Source organism: Spirulina sp. CS-785/01 (genome assembly GCF_028330525.1).
GTDB lineage: Bacteria > Cyanobacteriota > Cyanobacteriia > Cyanobacteriales > Spirulinaceae > JAQMSD01.
Genome location: NZ_JAQMSD010000024.1, coordinates 1 through 18,621, shown reverse-complemented (window position 1 = coordinate 18,621; position 18,621 = coordinate 1). Strand labels below are relative to the sequence as shown.

14 protein-coding genes are annotated in these 18,621 nt (G+C 46.3%); 8 read left to right on the top strand and 6 right to left on the bottom strand.

Annotation, left to right across the window (positions count from 1 at the left end):
* A partial coding sequence (gene menD, locus PN462_RS00920; RefSeq protein WP_272125952.1) for a 2-succinyl-5-enolpyruvyl-6-hydroxy-3-cyclohexene-1-carboxylate synthase occupies nucleotides 1–1,168 on the top strand: 1,168 nt, incomplete at its 5' end.
* A 177-nt stretch (nucleotides 1,169–1,345) separates the two neighbouring features.
* The gene (locus tag PN462_RS00915; protein ID WP_272125951.1) at nucleotides 1,346–2,635 is read left to right on the top strand and encodes a glucose-1-phosphate adenylyltransferase; all 1,290 of its coding nucleotides are present in this window, start codon (nucleotides 1,346–1,348) and stop codon (nucleotides 2,633–2,635) included.
* Nucleotides 2,636–3,145: 510 nt separating this feature from the next.
* Here PN462_RS00915 and pirA read toward each other — a convergent pair.
* Nucleotides 3,146–3,310, bottom strand: a complete 165-nt coding sequence (gene pirA / locus PN462_RS00910; RefSeq protein WP_272125949.1) for an arginine synthesis PII-interacting regulator PirA — start codon at nucleotides 3,308–3,310, stop codon at nucleotides 3,146–3,148.
* Nucleotides 3,311–3,411: 101 nt separating this feature from the next.
* On the opposite strand from pirA, the gene PN462_RS00905 reads away from it, so the two are divergent.
* From PN462_RS00905 to argZ, 5 genes are all read left to right on the top strand, one after another.
* The gene (locus PN462_RS00905) at nucleotides 3,412–4,212 is read left to right on the top strand and encodes an SAM hydrolase/SAM-dependent halogenase family protein (RefSeq protein ID WP_272125948.1); all 801 of its coding nucleotides are present in this window, start codon (nucleotides 3,412–3,414) and stop codon (nucleotides 4,210–4,212) included.
* A 224-nt stretch (nucleotides 4,213–4,436) separates the two neighbouring features.
* On the top strand, nucleotides 4,437–4,919 hold the full coding sequence (gene ispF, locus PN462_RS00900; protein ID WP_443029026.1) for a 2-C-methyl-D-erythritol 2,4-cyclodiphosphate synthase: 483 nt from the start codon (nucleotides 4,437–4,439) through the stop codon (nucleotides 4,917–4,919).
* 308 nt (nucleotides 4,920–5,227) lie between these two features.
* Nucleotides 5,228–6,184 (top strand): RNA polymerase sigma factor, RpoD/SigA family, encoded by a 957-nt coding sequence (locus tag PN462_RS00895; RefSeq protein WP_272125945.1) that lies wholly within the window; start codon nucleotides 5,228–5,230, stop codon nucleotides 6,182–6,184.
* 228 nt (nucleotides 6,185–6,412) lie between these two features.
* Nucleotides 6,413–6,838: a ribonuclease HI gene (rnhA, locus tag PN462_RS00890; protein ID WP_272125943.1), complete on the top strand. Its 426-nt coding sequence runs from the start codon at nucleotides 6,413–6,415 to the stop codon at nucleotides 6,836–6,838.
* A 103-nt stretch (nucleotides 6,839–6,941) separates the two neighbouring features.
* Nucleotides 6,942–9,056 carry a bifunctional arginine dihydrolase/ornithine cyclodeaminase gene (gene argZ, locus PN462_RS00885; protein ID WP_272125941.1) on the top strand — a complete coding sequence of 705 codons (2,115 nt, stop codon included), beginning with the start codon at nucleotides 6,942–6,944 and terminating at the stop codon, nucleotides 9,054–9,056.
* A 110-nt stretch (nucleotides 9,057–9,166) separates the two neighbouring features.
* Here the strand turns inward: argZ and PN462_RS00880 are convergent, their stop codons facing one another.
* Nucleotides 9,167–10,285 (bottom strand): glycosyltransferase, encoded by a 1,119-nt coding sequence (locus PN462_RS00880; RefSeq protein ID WP_272125940.1) that lies wholly within the window; start codon nucleotides 10,283–10,285, stop codon nucleotides 9,167–9,169.
* A 398-nt stretch (nucleotides 10,286–10,683) separates the two neighbouring features.
* Here PN462_RS00880 and mltA point away from each other — a divergent pair, with 398 nt between their 5' ends.
* Nucleotides 10,684–11,850 carry a murein transglycosylase A gene (gene mltA, locus PN462_RS00875; protein ID WP_272125939.1) on the top strand — a complete coding sequence of 389 codons (1,167 nt, stop codon included), beginning with the start codon at nucleotides 10,684–10,686 and terminating at the stop codon, nucleotides 11,848–11,850.
* A 101-nt stretch (nucleotides 11,851–11,951) separates the two neighbouring features.
* Here the strand turns inward: mltA and PN462_RS00870 are convergent, their stop codons facing one another.
* The 4 genes from PN462_RS00870 to PN462_RS00855 form a co-directional block, all read right to left on the bottom strand.
* Complete coding sequence (locus tag PN462_RS00870; RefSeq protein WP_272125937.1) at nucleotides 11,952–15,047, bottom strand: adenylate/guanylate cyclase domain-containing protein; 3,096 nt, start codon at nucleotides 15,045–15,047, stop codon at nucleotides 11,952–11,954.
* Nucleotides 15,048–15,198: 151 nt separating this feature from the next.
* Nucleotides 15,199–15,939, bottom strand: coding sequence for a transporter substrate-binding domain-containing protein (locus PN462_RS00865; protein WP_272125936.1), 741 nt, complete (start codon nucleotides 15,937–15,939; stop codon nucleotides 15,199–15,201).
* A 295-nt stretch (nucleotides 15,940–16,234) separates the two neighbouring features.
* Nucleotides 16,235–16,669: an ATP-binding protein gene (locus tag PN462_RS00860; RefSeq protein ID WP_272125935.1), complete on the bottom strand. Its 435-nt coding sequence runs from the start codon at nucleotides 16,667–16,669 to the stop codon at nucleotides 16,235–16,237.
* A 3-nt stretch (nucleotides 16,670–16,672) separates the two neighbouring features.
* Nucleotides 16,673–18,397, bottom strand: a complete 1,725-nt coding sequence (locus PN462_RS00855) for a SpoIIE family protein phosphatase (RefSeq protein ID WP_272125934.1) — start codon at nucleotides 18,395–18,397, stop codon at nucleotides 16,673–16,675.
* Nucleotides 18,398–18,621: the final 224 nt, after the last annotated feature.

The window sequence follows — 18,621 nt, the reverse complement described above, 5'->3', positions numbered from 1 at the left end:
AGATAGGGGAGATAGGGGAGATAGGGGAGATAGGGGAAAACAACCAACCAACAACCAACAACAACCAACCAACAACCCATTCTCTATTAAAACAGTCCCTATTCCCCAAGAATGGATCAAAACCAAGAAAGGCCTAATAATCGGGGGGTTAGCGCAACCGCAAGACCCAGAACAGTATTGTCAAAGCGTGGGGGAACTCTCACAAGCGTTACAATTCCCCGTCTTAGCAGAAGGACTGTCACCCTTGCGGAATTATGCCGACGTAAACCCCTATTTAATCACCACCTACGACAGTTTACTCCGCAACGCCAAAACAGCCTCCGCCTTAACCCCAGACTTGGTAATTCAACTGGGGCCACTCCCCACCAGTAAAATATTACGGGCTTGGTTAAAAGAATTAACCTGTCCCCGTTGGATTATTGCCTCCACCTGGGAGAATTTTGACCCATTGCAGGGGCAAACTCGGTCTTTGACGACTCCTGTAGAACAATTCGAGACTCCGGAACATCGTCAGCAACCGACAGATTATTTAAAACGGTGGTTAGACTGCGATCGCACCCTCCAAGACCACCGTAACACCACCCTAGAAAATACCTCCCACCTCTTTGAAGGGAAACTCCCTTGGATACTCTCCCAAACCCTCCCGAAAAACACCCCCCTGTTAATCGCCAACAGTATGCCCGTCCGGGATGTAGAATACTTCTGGCAACCCAACAACCGACACATTTACCCCTACTTCAACCGAGGGGCCAACGGCATTGATGGCACACTCTCCACGGCCTTCGGCATTGCCCACCACAACCAAAGCACCGTCCTCCTCACCGGAGACTTAGCCCTCCTCCACGACAGCAACGGGTTTCTCCACCGGCCCCACCTCCAAGGCCACCTCACCATTATTCTGATCAACAACAACGGAGGGGGTATCTTTGAAATGCTCCCCATTGCCCAATTTGAACCTCCCTTCGAGGACTACTTCGCCACCCCCCAAAGTGTAGAATTCGCGCCCCTCTGTCAGGCATACGGCATTGAATATCACCCCATTGACACCTGGGAGGCTCTAGAAGCCCTGTTAAACCCCCTCCCTAAGTCAGGAGTCCGTTTACTCGAAATCCCCACTCAGAGGCGTGCAGATGCCCAATTGCGGTTTTGGATAATGGGTAATGGGTAATGGGTAATGGGTAATTGATAATTGGTAATTTATCAATCCTTGTTATCCCCCTTATCCCCAATCTCCCCCATCTCCCGACACTCCCGACACTCCCCCAACCAAGAAAACCTGACAATTGTGCCGAACCAACATACACTTAACTTGGAGAGTCAATCACTGGCAGTCGAGAGGTTTTCCGTGAAAAGAGTATTATCAATCATTCTTGGTGGAGGTGCTGGCACTCGCTTGTACCCATTGACAAAGGTACGGGCGAAACCCGCAGTATCTCTAGCTGGTAAATATCGTTTAATTGATATTCCCGTTAGCAATTGTCTCAATTCTGAAATAGAACAGATTTATGTTCTGACCCAATTCAATTCTGCATCTCTTAACCGTCACTTGACTCGGGCTTACAATTTTTCCGCCATCAGTGACGGCTTTGTTGAGGTATTAGCCGCCCAACAGACTCCTGATCATCCGGACTGGTTTCAGGGGACTGCGGATGCGGTGCGTCAATATCTCTGGCTGTTTGAAGAATGGGATGTGGATGAATACCTGATCCTGTCTGGGGACCATCTCTACCGGATGGACTATAGCAATTTTATTGAACGTCACCGGGAAACGGGTGCAGATATTACCCTGTCGGTGATCCCCATTGAGGAACGCAAAGCCTCTAGTTTTGGCTTGATGAAAATTGACGATAATGGGCGCATTATTGATTTCAGTGAGAAGCCTAAAGGCGATGACCTGAAACAAATGCAGGTGGATACCACCACCCTAGGGTTAAATGCCAATGATGCCCGGCAAAAGCCCTATATTGCTTCGATGGGGATTTATATATTCACGAAGGAAGCATTAGGGAAGCTGTTGCGGAAGTATGACAACGCGACGGATTTTGGCAAGGAAATTATCCCCCAAGCGGCGGCGGATCACAATATCCAAGCCTTCCTGTTTGATGACTATTGGGAAGATATTGGAACGATTGAGGCGTTCTATAATGCCAATCTGGCGTTAACTCGTCAACCCCGACCCTCATTTAGTTTTTATCATGAGGATGCGCCGATCTATACTCGGTCTCGTTATCTCCCTCCAACAAAATTGTTGGATTGTCAGGTGACAGAATCGATTATTGGGGAAGGGTGTATTCTCAAGGATTGTCAAGTGAGTAATTCGGTGCTTGGCATTCGGTCTCGCATTGAGTCGGGTTGTAAAATTGAGGATTCTTTACTCATGGGTTCGGATTATTACGAACCGTTTACTGAGCGAGAGTCGGGTAAGCAGGAAGGCCGTGTCCCCATGGGAATTGGTAAAAATTCTACGGTGCGTCGCGCGATCGTGGATAAAAATGCCCGCATTGGGGAAAATGTGATGATTTTGAATAAAGATCGCATTGAAGAATCCAATCGGGAAGACCAAGGGTTTTATATCCGTAGTGGGATTGTGGTCATTCTCAAAAATGCGGTGATTGCCGATGGTACGGTAATTTAATCCTTTGTGGTAGGTTTAAACTGAGCCTTGGGATTATTCCCTTGGCTCATCCCTGAAACCAGTTCAAGTAACTATGCAATCAGCCGTTTAAATGGGCAATTCTGGATGTTGATCAAAGATTTTTTGATTGTAATATTTCAGGGTTGAAAATTGGGATCATTTTCATAGTGTTGCCAACGCTGAAACACTTTCATTTTTTCTGTTTTTCCGTGCATGGATTATCAAAGGAACTCTCCCCCACCATAGAGTTTAACTTCCTGACCCCCTTTGTCTGAAAACTCTACATTCATTTTTTCTGCTAATTGACGACGATAATTAATATCTTGAAACCAACGAGTATAATTAACACATTACCCGAATTTCCTTGTTTAACAGGTTTGAGCTATTAAGTTTTAACCCAAGGCAGATTTTACCGATAAAATTTAAAGGGATACTGTCCAAAACAGTATCCCTATCGGATTAAGTTATTATACTTATTGTGGCGAACATAAACTGGTCGCACCTCAACCCCTAGCTCATGCGTAAATAATCCGCTTCTGCTTCGAGTTGACTGACTAATTCTTGATTACCGGATGCTCTGGCAATTTCGAGGCGATATTGTAAGTTTTTACGTAAACTTTCTCGATGGTTACTAGCAGCTTCTTTGAGGACTTCCTTGCGCTTCTTGTTAAACATAACTGTCTCCGATTGACTTATCTCTTCATTTACTAGATTATCAAATTTTTAGAAAAAAGTAACGATTGTTACAGAATTTTTACGTTATTAGGTATAAAGCGATGCAAAACCCTGTCAGACAGTCATCTCATCAGATTACCCTATTGAGTGACTTTGGATTAAAGGATGTTTATGTGGGGGTAATGAAAGGCGTAATCGCCCAAATTACCCCCAATGTACCTGTTATTGACCTCACCCATCAAATTCCACCACAAAATGTCTTGGCGGGGCGTTTTGCGCTGCTGAATGCTTACCCCTATTTTCCGCGTCCTACGGTACATATTGCGGTGGTTGATCCTGGGGTGGGGAGTCAACGGCGGGCTGTGGCGGTAGAATTCCCCCAAGGGGTGGTGGTTGCACCGGATAATGGGTTGGTGAGTGGGATATGTCAATTTGAATCGCCCCTTGCTGCGGTAGAGTTAAATAACCCGGACTATTGGCGGACGCTTTCCCCTAGTCGGACGTTTCATGGCCGAGATATTTTTTCTCCGGTGGGGGCCTATTTAGCGACGGGTGTTCCGTTGCAGGAGGTGGGGACAAGTATCGACCCGCAAACCTTGGTAAAATTAGACCTTGCACCTGTTACTGAGACGGCGGAGGGGATCAGGGGAACGGTTCAATATATCGACTATTTTGGCAATGTGATCACCAATATTCCGGCTGCTTGCTTGACGGGAAAATCTTGGTCGGTGGAACTGCCTCAGCAAACGTTACCCCAAAGTGAGACATATAGCGATCGCACCCCAGGACACCCCGTGGCCCTCATCGGCAGTCACGGTTGGCTAGAAATTGCGGTCAATGAAGGAAATGCCGCTACTCAACTGAATTTAACCTACAACAGTTCTGTGTTGGTGCGTTGGTGAGGGGTGATGGGTGAGGGGTGATGGGGGAGGTGGGGGAGATGGGGAGTAACCACTGATTACTGGTAACAGTTTACTCTCGGTGAAACTAAAAATCGCTAAAAGTTGGCTAAAAGCCTTACTGTGATTAGTTTCTGACCTTTTTTTTAGGGTAAGGTTAACATCTCCCTGTTCCCTGTTCCCTTATTCACAAACAACAAACAACAATGAACCAAAAACAAACAACAATGAATATTCGGATTGGCAATGGATATGATCTGCACCAACTGACCACGGGCCGTAAGCTCATTTTGGGGGGATTAGAGATTGAACATGAATTGGGGTTAGCGGGCCATAGTGATGCGGATGTGCTGACTCATGCGCTGATGGATGCTTTACTCGGTGCGTTGGCCTTGGGGGATATTGGCCAACATTTCCCCCCCTCGGATGATCGCTGGAAAGATGCCGATAGTTTAAAGTTACTCGAACAAGTTCACCAACTGATTCAAGACCAAGGCTGGCAAATTGGCAATTTAGATGCGGTGATTCTGGCTGAACGGCCTAAACTCAAGCCTCATTTACCTGCCATGCGCGATCGCATTGCCCAAACCTTAACTATACACCGAGACCAAATCAGCATTAAAGCCACGACCAATGAAAAATTAGATGCTGTAGGGCAAGAAAAAGCCATTGCAGCCTATGCTGTCGCCCTCTTGGTTAATCCCGTGTAACCTCGTTGGGCTGGGGGTTTTCTCTCTCCTCTTGGCAATGTATTATTTTTGTAGTATATTAGTAATACTAAGTAGAATTACGTCTATACAGTTCTCTCAGAAATGTTACAATACTTAATATACAGAGTTCTTCCAGAGGCTATGTTCCTAGCCCCGGATCGTTGATCTTTCCAGTCTTCAGAAGTGGGGGCAGAGCGCGATCGTGATTTTAAAAAGGATTTTAAAAACGCGATCGCGCCAAACCCCTCTCTAAGAGATACCTGTCTCAGAGATACATTGTCATTCCCTTAACCTCAATACTCTGCACCATGAAAACCCCTCAAAAAACAACCGATCCCGTCCGCACTTACTTGCGCGAAATTGGTCGTGTGCCGTTACTCACCCATGAGGAAGAAATTGTCTTAGCCAAGCGGGTCCAAAAAGCGATCGCGCTGCGCAATCTGCAAACAGAACTCAGCGAACAACAAGAGCGAGACATCAGCTTTAGCGAATGGGCCCAGGCCGCAGAAATGAGCGAAGCGGAATTAAAACGAACCCTAGAAAGCGGAGAAAGAGCGAAACGCAAAATGGTCGAGGCCAACCTGCGCTTAGTCGTCTCCGTGGCCAAAAAATACATCAAACGTAATCTCGACTTACTGGACCTCATCCAAGAAGGGACCATCGGGATGCAGCGTGGTGTAGAAAAATTCGACCCCACCAAAGGCTATCGCTTTTCCACCTACGCTTACTGGTGGATACGCCAAGCCATCACCCGGGCCATCGCTGAAAAAAGCCGCACCATTCGCCTTCCCATCCACATCACCGAAAAACTCAATAAAATCAAAAAAGCGCAACGGCAAATGTCGCAACGCTTAGGACGAGCGGCCACCGTCGCAGAATTAGGGGAAGAACTCGATCTCACCCCCAAACAAGTCCGGGATTATCTGGAAAAAGCCAGACATCCCCTTTCCCTCGACTTGCGCGTCGGAGATAACCAAGACACGGAATTGGGAGAACTCCTCGAAGACGATGGCCTCTCTCCCGAAGACTTTGCCACACAATCCTCTCTCCAGTTGGACTTAGAAGGGTTAATGGCCGACCTAAGCCCCCAACAGCGAGAAGTTCTCACCCTCCGCTATGGCCTCAACGACGGCCAACCCCTCACTCTCGCCAAAATTGGCTCACACATGGGGATTAGTCGAGAGCGAGTGCGACAATTAGAACGGGAAGCCTTACGCAAACTCCGACAACAAAAAGCGGCGGTTCAAGAATATTTAGCCAGTTAAATATTAACAACACCTGATTTAATTTAAATTGGGTGTTTTTTTAAGGCAGAGGGCAGAGGGCAGAGGGCAGAGGGTAGGAGGTTTTAGAAGGTAGAGGGGTTTCAAAGGCAGAGGGGTTTCAAAGGCAGAAGACAGAAGGTTTTAGAAGACAGAAGGTTTTAGAAGGCAGAGGGCCATTTGAGGTTAATCTCAAAAGAGGTAATGAATTGTGTTGAGGCATTTAACCGAATGACTAAATCGAACCAACCTATTGTCACCATCTATACAGACGGCGCGTGTCTTGGTAATCCTGGCGTGGGAGGCTATGCGGCCTTATTAATGTATGGGGAACATCAGAAAGAAATTTCAGGGAGTGAAGGGACGGCCACTACTAATAATCGTATGGAAATGCAGGCCGCGATCGCAGGACTCCAAGCCCTAAAATTTCCCTGTCAGGTGAAACTCTACAGCGACAGTCAACTCTTGGTTAACACCATGACCAAAAACTGGAAACGTAAGGCCAATCAAGATTTATGGGCGACACTCGACCAACTGGTGAAGGAACATCAAGTCGAGTGGTTTTGGGTGAAAGGCCACGCAGACAACCCTTACAACCAGCGTGTCGATGAGTTAGCCGTCGCTGCGGCCAAAGCGCAGCGTTCTATTATAAAATAATAAATTGCTTCGCAACATAAAAAAGCAGCATTTTTTACAGTTTAGAAAACGCTGCTCTGAAATGGTATAGAAGTTTGCTAAATCGCCTCTACTCAATTGAATTATGACTGATTCCATTCATTTCCTCATGTGTTCGCCCACCTACTATGACGTAGATTACGTCATTAACCCTTGGATGGAGGGGAATATACATAAATCCTCCTATGATAAAGCCAAAGACCAATGGCATCAACTCTACGAGGTGATCAAAGAACACACCCATGTTTACCTAGTGGACCCTGCCAAAGGGTGGCCAGACATGGTATTTACCGCCAATGCGGGATTAGTATTAGGGAATAATGTGGTCTTGAGTCGTTTTCTCCACAAAGAACGACAAGGGGAAGAACCCTACTTCAAACAATGGTTTGCGGATAATGGATATAACGTCTTTGAACTCCCCCCCGAATTGCCCTTTGAAGGGGCTGGAGATGCCCTTTTAGACCGGGAAGGCCGTTGGTTGTGGGCTGGATATGGATTCCGCACCGAATTAGACTCTCACCCCTATTTAGCGAAATGGCTGGATATTGAAGTGTTATCCCTCCGCTTAGTGGATAGTCGTTTTTATCACCTCGATACTTGTTTCTGTCCCCTCGCTAACGGATATTTACTCTATTATCCCCCCGCGTTTGATGCCTATTCTAATCATCTCATTGAACGGCGTGTTCCCCCAGAAAAACGCATTGCTATTAGTGAACCGGATGCGGTGAATTTTGCCTGTAATGCGGTGAATATTAACGAAGTAGTGATTATGAACCAAGCGAGTGAGGAGTTAAAACAACGCTTGGCCAAGGTTGGGTTTCGGGTAATTGAAACCCCCTTAACGGAATTCTTGAAAGCGGGAGGGGCGGCCAAATGTTTAACCCTGCGTACCACTGAACCTGTTCTTGAGGATGTCCATGCAACAGTTTCTGTCACCAGTCGCACCATTCGCATGGAAGGCCATCTCCTCGATGCGGGAACGATGAACCGCGCTTTAGATTTAGTTGTGGAACGGGGTGGCAGTTTCAAAGTTCTCAATTTTGATTTAGGGGCGGAACGGCAAAGCACCTCGACGGCGGAAGTGCGGGTGAGTGCGCCGGATCAAGAGGTCATGGAAGATGTGATGACGGAGTTGATCCGCATCGGGGCGGCCAGTTTGCCCGAAGATGAACAGGATGCTCAGTTAGAGCCGGTTCCTGCCTTTGGGGTGGCCCCGGATGATTTCTATGTGACTACGATTTATCCCACGGAAGTGCGAATTAATGGGGAATGGGTGCGGGTGACGCATCAGCGCATGGATGCAGCGATCGCGGTTAAGGAAACCCCCCAAGGGGTAACGGCCCGGTGTAAGTTAATTCGGGATGTGGATACGGATGAGAAAGTAGTTGTCGGAGTGCGGGGCATTCGCACGGTACGCAAGACCGAAGACCGTTCTCGCAGTGCAGGTGAGGAGTTCAGCTTCATGGGGGCCGGAGTCTCCAGTGAACGGCGTGTAGAGTTGGTGGTTGAGCAGATTGCCTGGGAAATGCGCCATATCCGCGACCAAGGCGGTAAGGTGGCCGTAACGGCTGGCCCAGTGGTCATTCATACGGGGGGCAGTCATCATTTATCCCGGTTAATCCGAGAGGGCTATATTCAAGTGTTACTGGGGGGAAATGCGATCGCCGTCCATGATATTGAACAAGCGTTAATGGGAACGTCTCTCGGTGTGGATATGAAGCAGGGAACGCCTGTTCACGGTGGCCATCGTCATCACCTGAAAACCATTAATACCATTCGTCAATGTGGCAGTATTGCCAAGGCCGTTGACCAAGGGGTTCTCACTAAAGGGGTGATGTATGAATGTGTGAAAAATAATGTGCCGTTCTGTTTAGCGGGGTCTATTCGGGATGATGGGCCGTTACCGGATACCCAGATGGACTTGGTGAAAGCTCAGGAGGAATATTCCCAGTTGTTAGAAGGGGTGGATATGATTTTGATGCTTTCGACCATGTTACATTCCATTGGGGTGGGGAATATGACTCCTTCTGGGGTGAAAATGGTCTGTGTGGATATTAACCCGGCTGTGGTGACGAAATTGAGCGATCGCGGCTCAATTGAATCCGTAGGTGTGGTGACGGATGTGGGGCTTTTCCTCAGTTTACTGGTGAAACAACTGGAACAGTTGACCAATCCCTATGCTGAACCGCAAGTCATTTAACAAGCGCGTTTAAGCGGTTTTTTGCGGGAAAGCGGCCACTGGGTTGCTTTCCTGTCTCAAGACTGCGGTTGCCCCGTGAATGGTTAAGGTTATGTTAAGGCAATTTGCTTTCACTGATTCAAAATTTGGGTTAAAGTTTCCGTGAATGTACTGAAGCCATACACTTCGATGACTTTAGCGCGTAATTGTTCCGGTTGATAGAGTAAAGAATTGTTGTATTTTTTTTGACAAACTTCAATTAATGTGTTAGCAATTTCTGAGATATCATGGGGATTGACTAAAACCCCTAATTTTCCCTGACATAAAGCATCAACCGCCCCATCTTGGTTGCCCCCTAAAACGGGTTTTCCGGCGGCTAAGGCTTCTAAATAGACAATGCCAAACCCCTCCCCATAACTAGGCATCGCAAAGACATCACAGAGGTTGTAATAGTCGGCTAATTCTTCATCGGAGACAAACCCGACAAGGGTGACATGATCTTGGAGATGGTGGGTTTGGATTAATTTTTCGATGCGAGAATAGTCTTCTCCTTTGCCCACTAAGAGATAATGAATATTGGGGATTGCTGCCCGAAGGCGGGGTAATGCCTCAATAATCTTATCGTAGCCTTTGTAGAGTTGGCTAGGGTCGAGACGGGCGACGGTGAGGAGAATGGGCCCGTGGGAGTGGAGGTGGTGACGGTGTAGGAGATGGGGGGGTTTGGGGGCAATTTTAAAGCGACTCTCATCAAAAGTGTTGGGGAGAATGCTGATTTTTTCCGGGTTGAGGGGGGTATGGGCGAGTAAGCGATCGCGGGTATATTCACTCACTGCTAAAATGCGATCGGCATTGTGAATGGCTTGGCGTAAACTGGCTTTGGGAATATCCCAAACTTCGGTCCCGTGGGCCACCACCCAATAGGGAATACCGAGGAGTCGTTTCAGATAGTCGGCAACCACGGTAAAGTTAATGTGGGTGCTAATAATGAGATCAGGTCGTTGCGCGATCGCAGCCTTCACCAACTGTAACGCAAACCCCCCCGTCCGCAACTTTAACGGCACATTCCCCGCAAAATGAAACCGCGTCTCCGGCAAAAAGCGAGGAAAGGCGCGAGTATCATGCTTTAAAAACACATCATACTGGGCATCGGGTGCAATTTTCTGTAACGCTTCCAAGAGAAAGGCCGAATAAACCTGAATTCCTCCCTTAAACTCGAAAATATTGGGAATCCAAAGGTGATAATGGGTCATGTCAATTAACAATTAAACAATTAACAATTAAACAATTAACAATTAAACAATTAACAATTAAACAATTAACAATGGTTCTTTGTTCTGCTCCATCTCCTCCATCTCCTCCATCTCCTCCATCTCCCCCATCTCCTCCATCTCCCCTTTGTGTCCTTTGTGTCTTTGTGGTTCAACAGTCAACTATCAACTCCCCCATCTCCCGACTCCCAACTCCCGACTCCCCTATCAACTCTCCACTATAAACTATCAACTATAAACTCCCTCTAGACTTTTACCGCAGTTTTGCCTAAACTAAGGGACGATTTACGGGCAAAAAGTCCCTTGCCTTGGAACAAAACCGATTCGGTATAACTCGATCACTCCATCAGATTACAGCACTATTCCCCAAAGATTCGTCTATGAAAAGAACAATCGCCCTTTTCTCCCTTGGTTTGGGTTTGGCCTTAGCAACGCCACAACCATCCGTCCAAGCACAACCGCCCTTAGAATGGTCTAATCCCCATCGGCAAGATGCTTCTCTCGGTTTTGATGAACAACTCTGGGAGAGTTTTCGGGGATCGGGAGATAAACAAGCCTTACTCCAGTCGCTCAATAATAGCTTACGCTATCTCAACACCCCAGGGGCCGCTGAAGACTACGAAAATTATTCTATCCCTTGGATTACCCGCGATCGCGTGCGTCGGTCCTTAGTTCGTTTTCGCCAACTGGTACAAAATTCTAACAGTCCCGAAGAACTCCAAGCCGCCGTTAAACGGGAATTTGTCTTTTATAAATCCGTCGGCAGTTCCCGTTATGACGGCAAAGTCTTCTTCACCGGGTATTACGAACCCATTTATGAAGCAAGTCCTGTTCCCACCGCAGAATATCGTTATCCCATTTATCGTCGGCCTGGGAATTTAGACAATTGGACCACCCCCCACCCCACCCGCATTCAACTCGAAGGGATGGATGGATCAGGGAAAAATAGTCCTTTAGCTGGGGGAGAATTGGTTTGGTTGCGCGATCGCTTGGAAGCCTTTCTCGTACATATCCAAGGATCAGCCCGTCTCAAAATGCCCGATGGCCGGCTAATGAGCGTTGGCTATCACGGCAGCACCGATTATCCCTACACTAGCATCGGTCAAGCGATGATCCGCGATGGCCTCCACCCTGCCGACGGGTTTACCCTCCCGAAAATGATCGGCCTATTCCGACAAAACCCTGAATTACTCAATGTGTATCTGCCAAAAAATAATCGTTTCGTCTTCTTCCGAGAAACCCACGGCGCACCCGCCACAGGGAGTTTAGGCGTACCTGTCACCGCAGATCGCTCAATTGCCACAGATAAAAGTCTGATGCCCCCTGGTGCGTTAGCCTTAATTCACACTCGGATGCCAATTCCCGATGGCCGTGGGGGGATGAATACCCCTACTGTGAGTCGTTTTGTCCTAGATCAAGACACCGGAAGTGCCATTAAAACCCCAGGCCGGGTTGATATCTTCATGGGGACCGGAGAATTAGCTGGCGATCGGGCAGGTGTCACCGGATATCGCGGTGAGTTATATTACCTGTTATTAAAGGAATAGCAGGTTCATTGTGATTGATTAAGATAGCGTTGACACTCCCACGAATAGAATTTGTGGGAGTGTTATAGTTACACCTGTCAAGGTGACTGACCCAATATTTGTTACGAGTGACGACTAATTAACCAATAGGTTTTCATCCTCCCTTTACCTCTCACCTCAATCATTCCCCGTTCTTCACAATAATATTTTTCCTTTAAACAGTGGTAAGTCGCCTCAGTAATTTGGATTTTTCCTGCTTCGCCGTGGGATTCCATGCGAGAAGCCACATTAACCGTATCTCCCCAGAGATCATAACTAAATTTGCGAATGCCAATAACACCCGCCACCACTGATCCCGTATGAATGCCAATGCGTAAACTAATCGTTTGGCCATCATCTTGCTGAAAACTGGAGATCGCATTTTGAATATCAAGGGCCAGATCAGCCACCACCTCCGCATGATCTTTCCTAGGAATGGGGAGTCCTCCCACGGCCATATAAGCATCCCCGATGGTTTTGATTTTTTCTAACCCATGCCAGTCCACCAGACGATCAAATAGGGAAAAAACGTGGTTCAGAAGTTTTACTAACGCATGGGGAGACATTCGGTTAGACAGGGTAGTAAACCCCACAATATCGGCAAAGAGAATAGTCACTTCGGGGAATTGTTTGGCGATGAGGCCGGTTTCTTGTTTCAGTTTTTGGGCAATGGCCGCAGGTAAAATATTCAGTAATAACCGTTCTGAACGGCTTTTTTCGGCTTTTAAGGCTTCTTCGGCTAACCGTCTCTCGGTGGTATCGGTGGCGACGGATAAAAACTCGATGAGATTTCCCCAATCATCATAAATCGCTTGATTCGCCCAAGTCACCCAGACTCGTTCCCCGTTTTTTCGCATATTTTCATTTTCAAATACGGTATATTTCTCTGGGGTTTGAAAGGCGTTCATTAATTCTTCGGCTAATTTACGTCCAGAGGAGTCTAGTTGAGGAACAATTGTGCCCATTAAGTTTTGTCCAATTAACTCATCTTCTTGATAGCCAAAAAAGTCTAGACCAAATTGATTAATAAATAAAATTGTGCCGTCGAATCTCCAGCGTACAATGGCGGAATTGACATTATGAACGAGGTGACGGAATTCTTCTTCATTTTTCTTAATGGCTTCTTCGTTGAGTTTTCTTTGGGTAATATCTTCGGCAATGCCTACAATATGGGTAACTTCTCCGTCATCTTCGATCAGTGGCACTTTTAACAGACGTTGCCAGATAGGTCCAGAGAATTGTGTTTCTAATAATTCTTCTTCAATAACAACTAATTGTTTGTTTTGGATGAGTTGACGGTCATTGTCTTCAAACTCATGAGCTAACTCCCAGTTAAAAATATCATAAGAGGTTTTGCCTAATACCTCTTGTTCGGGGATTTTATAGAGTTTTTCGGCAGCTTTATTCCATAATACATAACGCAAATCTTCCTTGACATTTCGCACGAAAACTGCTAAAGGTATATTATCAATTAAACTATCTAAAAAACGCTGAGATTTGGCTAATTCTTCTTGTAATTGTTTGGGTTCTGTAATATCTCGTGCCACCCACACTACTGCATCATTAGAGATGGGGGAAATACTGGCTGAAAACCATCGTTTTTGTTGGGTATCATCATAAAATACAGAATAGTCAATTGTTGTCATTTCCTGCTTATGCAGGGAGTCTCGGATACATTGAACAAATAATTCTGCTTGCTCTGGGGGAAATAAATCATATTCGGTTTTGCCAATGAGTTCCCCCATACCATCTTTGATGAGATAGGGGTTCATGGAGGCAATTTTTAAATAGCGTCCTTCCTTATTTTTAACCATGACTAATTCAGTCATGGCACTAAATAACCCGCGTAATTCGGCTTCTGCTTCGGTGAGTTTTGCGGTGCGTTGTTGGACTCGTTTTTCTAATTCAATATTGGCTTGTTCTAGTTTAGTAAAAGATTCAGAGAGTTGTTGGGACATTTGGTTAAACGATCGCGCTAATAATTGTACCTCACTAATCCGACTTAATCCGGTGGTTTGTTGTAGTTTTCCTCTGGCGATCGCTTGACTTGCTTCAATCAAATTACTGAGAGGTTTAGTAATCCCCTGCGCCATCAAAACCCCGATAAAAATAGATAAAATTAAAGCCAAAAGACACAATAAAACTGTATTTCGGGTATTTTCATCTAAGCGTTGTGTAAAATCGGCTTTGGGAATAACCACTACAATTAACCAATCAATTCCTCGGTCATTTTGTAGCGGTGTCACCTGTAGAAATTGCTGTTCGCTTGCTAAGGTAAACTCTAACTGTTGCGGGGAGTTAATCTCACTTAAATCTCCGTATTTCCTTTGTAAATAATTAGCGACTCCCTGAATTAACGGATCATTACTATTTTTAGCTTGAATGCGTAACGTTGTCCCATACGTCACTAAAAACGGTTGGTCTAAAGTCGAACTGGCCACCAATTGACCGGAGCGTTCTATAATAAAGGCTTCCCCCGACTCACTAATTTGTAATCCTTGTAAAAAGTCACTAATGGCCGATAAATAAATCTCGGCCCCAAATACCCCTAATAACTCCTCCTGATCATTATAAATCGGTTGATTCACTGGACTGGCCAACGTTTCTGATCCCGTATTGGTATAAATTCCCCCCCATACCGCTTGTTGTGCGGCCACTGCGGCCTCATACCAGGACTGGTTGCGGACATCGTATTCTGGGAGAGTGTTGAGCAATGCCTCGCGTTCTCCCTGTTCTGTGAGAGTATAGGTTTGGAATTGTTGATTGGTGGTAGAATTTGCGATCGCCAGTTTCAACTCCCCATCCGCTAACCGTTCAATCCCCAAAAACTCCCCCTCCGTATTGCCAAATTTAAGCTGACTAATCGTGGGAAAATTAGTTAATTGTCGAATAAAATAATCTTCCAGTTGGGCCCAGTCTTGCAAGTCCAACATCTGCAACTGGACAGCATCCCGATTAATCTGATTTACTTGATAAGGGGATTCTGTATAATCCTGAATCTGTTGTTGAATTCGGGCCGTCACTTCCCCCCGCAATTGTCGAGTATATTCCTGAATCCCCTCCTCCCCATTCCGCACCGATAACCATGCAGTGAGAGACACTGTGGCCGTGGTTTGCAGTGCGAACGGTAACACTAAAATCACCCGTAAAGGGATTTTAGCAGGCCATTTCAATACCATTCGTAATCTATGCCACATGAGTTAATGGGGGAGCATGGGGGGATAGTTGATAGTTGATAATGGATAATGGATTGATGATGAAAAATTAAATGGTCAGGAATTAAACCAACAACCAACAACCAACAACCAACAACAATATTCTTCCTTCACATTAACTAAACCATTTCTGGATCAGTTCCTCTATCTTGCCATTCTCCTTCATTTGTTCCAAAACTTGATTAAACGAGTCCGTGTAAGAAGAATTTTTCGGGAGAGCAATGGCCGACCCACTGGAATCCGTCTCAAAATTAACACTAAAATCTAAATCAGGATTGGCCTGTACATACTGTTGGGCCACCGTGGACTCAATTACCGCAGCATCAAGGGTTTGCTCCTTCACCCCTTGGATAATTTCCCCAATTTTATCCATTTCCATCAACTCCACCCCCTCAATTTTCCCCGCGGCCTCTGCTTGAATTGATCCTGCTTGAACCCCAATTTTCTTCCCGGATAACGCTTCGGGAGTTTCTAAGATATTCCCTTTCCGCGCTAAAACAATACTCTCCGCCTTATAATACAGTTGCGTAAAATCCGCGATCTCTTGACGTTCGGGAGTCGGAGACATTCCGGCCATGACAAAATCCACCTTTCCTGCTTCCAAAGCCGGGAGTAAACTATTAAAGTCCATATCCTGTATTTCTAGCTGAAAACCTAACTCCTCCGCAATGGCTTGAGCAATATCAATATCAAACCCGACAATTTCTCCCGACTGTTCTTTAAACTCATAGGGGGGGTAATCCGCAGAAGTCCCCATAATCAGCGTTTTATTCCCACATCCCGCAAATAAAACCAGACTGAGTAAGGTAGCGAGACTCAATAAAAGAAATTGAATAACGGCACGACGATTAAACATGGGATTTAATGGTTAACTATTAAAACAAGGTGGGATACATTGTGGCCAACCCGATGTCTAGACACCGTTATTGTAGCCAAATCATGTACCCCACTGACTCCAAAATCCCAACGCGATCCCCTCCCTAGGGGAGACACCCCGCATCCCATAAGGCCGAGGGGAAATTGGAGAAATTTATTAAGTTTTGGTAACTCCGCAACGAGTTAAAAACCTTGTTGCTCCGTAAACAATAGACAATAGATAATCCTCAAAATTATTGATTATTAATTATCAATTATCAACTATCAATTATCCATTATCCAGCTTTTGCTTCCGTTTCCGGGACACTGGTTTCTAACTTCAAACAATTGCGGCCATTAATCTGTAACTGATATTCCACCTTATCCATGAGACGATTCATAATTAACCAACCATATCCCCCTTCCTGTTTTTCTTCAGGATTCGGCGGTAAATAGGTGGATAAATCGTACCCGGTGCCGTGGTCCCAAATTTCCAAGGCAATATCCCGTTCTTGGAGTTCGAGACGCAATAGCACAGGAATTTGGGGTTGGTCTTTGTGAGCGTGACGCACGACATTAGAATAAGCCTCCACTAAGGCCAAACGCAATCGATTAGACTGGTTTGTCCATTCTACCGAGTCGCCTAATTCGAGTTCTAAACAGTCGAGCAACCAACGCTCTACCACGGTCAAAAATTTTAAATCACTTGGGATGTGTAGTTCTGTCTTCATTAACTACAGAACCTCCAAAAATAGCATAGTTTGGTCGTCTTCCTGAACTTGGTTAGTATATTCGCGGAAACGGTTGAGTAAACTGTTTAACTCAAAATTTTCCTCTTGCAAAATTAATTGCCAGAGTCCGTCTTGATTCAACATTTCACCATTTCCTGGATAATTATCATCAAGGCGTTTTGTCACCGTTGCTTCTGTCATTCCATCGCTGGTTAACAGAAACACATCACCCTGTTGTAAGGTCAATCGACCCGATTCCCCTTTCCATTTGGGTAAAATCCCCACGGGAATGCCCCGTGTTTTCAGGTAGTTGGGAGTGACGGGTTCATTTTGCTGTGCTTTTTGGACACTTTCTTGATGATGCCAGACCATGGGGTAAATATGCCCCGAATTCGCATAAACTAATTCTTTAGTTTCGGGCGTATAGCGGGCAATCACCATGGTGATAAAGCAATTGGTACTGAATAAATCCTCATTCATGGTTTGATTGAGGTTTCTCAGGACGGTTTCGGGTTCAGGGGAGGCTTCTTGAGAGAGTTCCCGGCGTAGAATTGAGATGGCACTGGCCATAAAGAGGGCTGCTGGAACGCCTTTTCCCGATACATCCCCCACGGCCAACCAGACATCCCCTTGGGGATGAACATAGACCTCGAAGAAGTCGCCTCCTACTTCCCGTGCGGGGTAACAACTGGCATCGACTTTGACGGGCCCGGTGTCTCCCCAACTTTGGCGGAGTAAGTTGCGCTGAATTTGTCGAGCGACTTCGAGTTCAGCCCGCATTTTTTCCGCTTGTTGCTGGGTGCGTTGATAGAGTTTGGCTTGAGACACGGCTAAGGCCGCTTGTTCGGCGACCGATTCTAGTAAGTTAACATCCTCCTCGGTCCAAGAGTTATCTCCTTCAATTTGGTTGAGGTAGAGAATGGCGAGGGGTTGTTGTTGGACGTTTAAGGCGACGGCCAGTTCTTCTAAGTCGGCGTTGTCCTCGGCTTCGAGAACCATGCTGTTTTGCTGGGTTTCTTGGGTGCTGAGGACTTGTTCCATGAGGTTAATGGCGTTAGTTTCATTAAATCTCCCTTGGAAGCCGTCTTGGGCTGGGTGGGGTTGGTCTTCGGTGGCTTCGGGTTGCCCCTGAAGATAATAGAAGGACTCGTTGATGAGTTTTTCGCCTTCTACGGGGCGTAGAATGCCTGCGGTGGCTTCAAAGTTTTCGCCAATGGTTTTGACGATGGTTTGCAGCATATTTTGATAGTCGAGGGATTCTCGAATGGTGCTGGTGACTACATTGAGAACTTCCTCTCGCCGCAGGGCCCGACGGAGTTCGTTGGTGCGTTGTTTGAGAACCCGATAGGTGTCGGAGGCTTGTTGCACTACCGCTTTCAGGTTTTCGGGGTTCCAGGGTTTGGTAATGTATTTAAAGACTTTACCGGAGTTAATGGCATCCACTAAGTCCTCAACATCGGTATATCCGGTTAAGAGAATCCGAATGGTTTCGGGGAAGCGGTCAACGGTTTTACTGAGAAACTCCGTGCCGTTCATGACGGGCATTCTTTGGTCTGAGATAATTACCGCCATTTCCCCTTCTGTGTCGAGGAGGTCTAGGGCTGCGATCGCACCATCAGCTTTAAAGACTTTAAAGTCTCGTCGAAAGGTACGGTAGAGCAGGTCTAGGTTATCCGGTTCATCATCCACCACCATGAGTTTCAATTTCTTGGAACTTGCCTGACTCATTAACTTTCTCCGGACGTGCTGATTAGGGGTTTAAGGTGGGCAGGATTGAGAAACTGGGAAGATGTTGCAAGCATGATCAGAGGGGTCTTGTCAGCCTGTTAGTGGGGATTTTGGGTGGGTGGGAATGCTGGCTATTATTACCTGTATCATAGAGGGCCACGAGTAACAGTCTTGAGCGAGTAACAGTCTTGAGCGAGTAACAGTCTTGAGCGAGTAACAGTGTT